The organism is Stenotrophomonas sp. S41 (genome assembly GCF_016624625.1).
In the GTDB taxonomy this organism is placed as follows: Bacteria; Pseudomonadota; Gammaproteobacteria; order Xanthomonadales; family Xanthomonadaceae; genus Stenotrophomonas.
Genome location: NZ_JACVTV010000196.1, coordinates 1 through 2,154, shown reverse-complemented (window position 1 = coordinate 2,154; position 2,154 = coordinate 1). Strand labels below are relative to the sequence as shown.

The following is a 2,154-nucleotide window of genomic DNA, read 5'->3' as shown; positions in this document are numbered from 1 at the left end:
GGGGGGGGGGGGGGCCCCCGCCCGCGGGGGCCGGGACGGTCGGGGCGGCGGCGTCGTCGGCCACGGGGGCCCATTGTGGCGCAAAGAAGGCCTGCACATCGGCCAGCGCGCGGGTGCGGCGGAACGGCGGCAGCGAATCGAGGAACACCCGGCCATAGCCGCGGTTGAGCAGGCGCGGGTCGCACAGCACCAGCACGCCGCGGTCGGTCTCGCTGCGGATCAGCCGGCCCACGCCCTGCTTGAGGGCGATCACCGCCTGCGGCAGCTGTTCGTCGCGGAACGGATTGCCGCCCTGGCTGCGGATCGCCTCCAGCCGCGCTTCGTACACCGGGTCGTCCGGCGCGGCGAACGGCAGCTTGTCGATCACCACTACGCTCAGCGCCTCGCCCACCACGTCCACGCCCTCGCGGAAGCTGGCCGAGCCAAGCAGCACGCCGTTGCCGGAATCGCGGAAACGCTGCAGCAACGTGGCACGCGGCGCCTCGCCCTGCACGAACAGCGGCCACGGCCCGTCGCGCAACGCCTCGGCGGCCTCGCGCAGCGCACGGTGCGAGGCGAACAGCAGGAACGCCCTGCCCTGCGAGGCCTGCAGCACCGGCCGCAGGGCCTGGATGAGCGCGGTACCGAAGCCACGCGCAGCGGGATCGGGCAGGCCTTCGGGCAGGTAGCACAGCGCCTGCTCGGGCCAGTTGAACGGGCTGGGCTGGACCAGCGTGTGCGGATCATCCAGGCCCAGGCGGGTGGCGATGTGGTCGAAGCCACCGCCCACGGTCAGCGTGGCCGAGGTGAAGATCCACGCCGCACGGCTGCGCTCGCGGTGCTCACGCAGCGGTCCGGACACATCCATCGGCGTGCGCTGGCAGCGGAAACCGCGCGGGGTGAGTTCGTACCAGAGCACGTCGGCGGCGCTGGCCGCGTCGGCCGGGTCGGTATCGAAATCCAGGGTCGGTTCGTCGTCGCCCAGCCAGCGCGCCAGCCGCGAAACCGCTTCACGCGCACGCGCGTGGCAGGCATCGAGGCCGGCGGCGGCTTCGCGCAGCGGCTGCAGCGCCTGTTCCAGCGCCACCAGGCAGGTCATCGCCGTATCGAAGCCCTCGCGCACCTGCGGCATCGCCAACGCGCGCCACTGGGTACCGCGGGACGGCAGCCCTTCCATCGCCAGGCGCAGCGCCAGCAGCGCCTGCTGCAGCTGGTCGACCGGCTCCTGCAGCGCCGACTGCGCACCGCCGACGCCACGCGCCTCGGCCAGGCAGTCGCGGGCCAGTTCCTGCCACGGGCGCATGCCGAAGCCCTCGCCGAAGAACTGCGCGGCGAGTTCGGGCAGCTGGTGCGCCTCGTCGATGACGAACGCCTGCGCACCGGGCAGCAGCTCGCCGAAGCCATCCTGCTTGAGCGCCAGGTCGGCCAGCAGCAGGTGGTGGTTGACCACCACCACGTCGGCCGCCTGCGCGCGTTGCCGCGCGTGCACGACGAAACAGTCGTCCCAGAACGGGCAGTCGGTGCCCAGGCAGTTGTCGACGGTGGAGGTGACCATCGGCAGCAGCGGCGAATCATCGGCCAGGCCGTCCAGCTCGGCGATGTCGCCGAACTGCGAGCGACCGGACCAGGCGAGGATGCGCTGGAACTGCGCGGCCTGGTCGGGGCTGGAAAAACGCGGCTCGCCCCGCGCCTGCTGCAGGCGGTAGCGGCACAGGTAATTGGCCCGGCCCTTCAGCAGCGCGCTGCGCAGGCCCACGCCCAGCGCCTGGCGCACGCGCGGCAGATCACGGTGGTAGAGCTGGTCCTGCAGCGCGCGGGTGCCGGTGGAGATGATGGTGCGCAGGCCGGACAGCAGGACCGGCACCAGGTAGGCGAAGGTCTTGCCGGTGCCGGTACCGGCCTCGGCCAGCAGCAGGTCGCGCTGCTGCAGCGCATCGGCGATGGCCTCGGTCAGGCGCAGCTGTGCGGGACGCGGGTTGAAGGCATCCAGGTGCGAGGCGAGCGCGCCGCCTTCGCTGAGGGCTTCGCGGCTGGCATGAACGAGGTCGGACATCAGACAGGAAGGATACCCGGCCGGGCGCTGCCCGGCACCCGTTTCAAGCCAAGGCAACAGCAACAGCGGTGTTCATGGCTCTGGGTTGTACTGGGGGTTAGCGGGGGGCTGTGGGTTTGCGG

At 72.1% G+C, this 2,154-nt stretch carries 1 protein-coding gene; it reads right to left on the bottom strand.

The genetic code is table 11. From position 1 onward, the window contains the following. Nucleotides 1-2,032, bottom strand: a 2,032-nt coding sequence (locus IAE56_RS20820; protein ID WP_234456246.1) for an ATP-dependent DNA helicase, incomplete at its 3' end; no start/stop codon positions are given. Nucleotides 2,033-2,154: the final 122 nt, after the last annotated feature.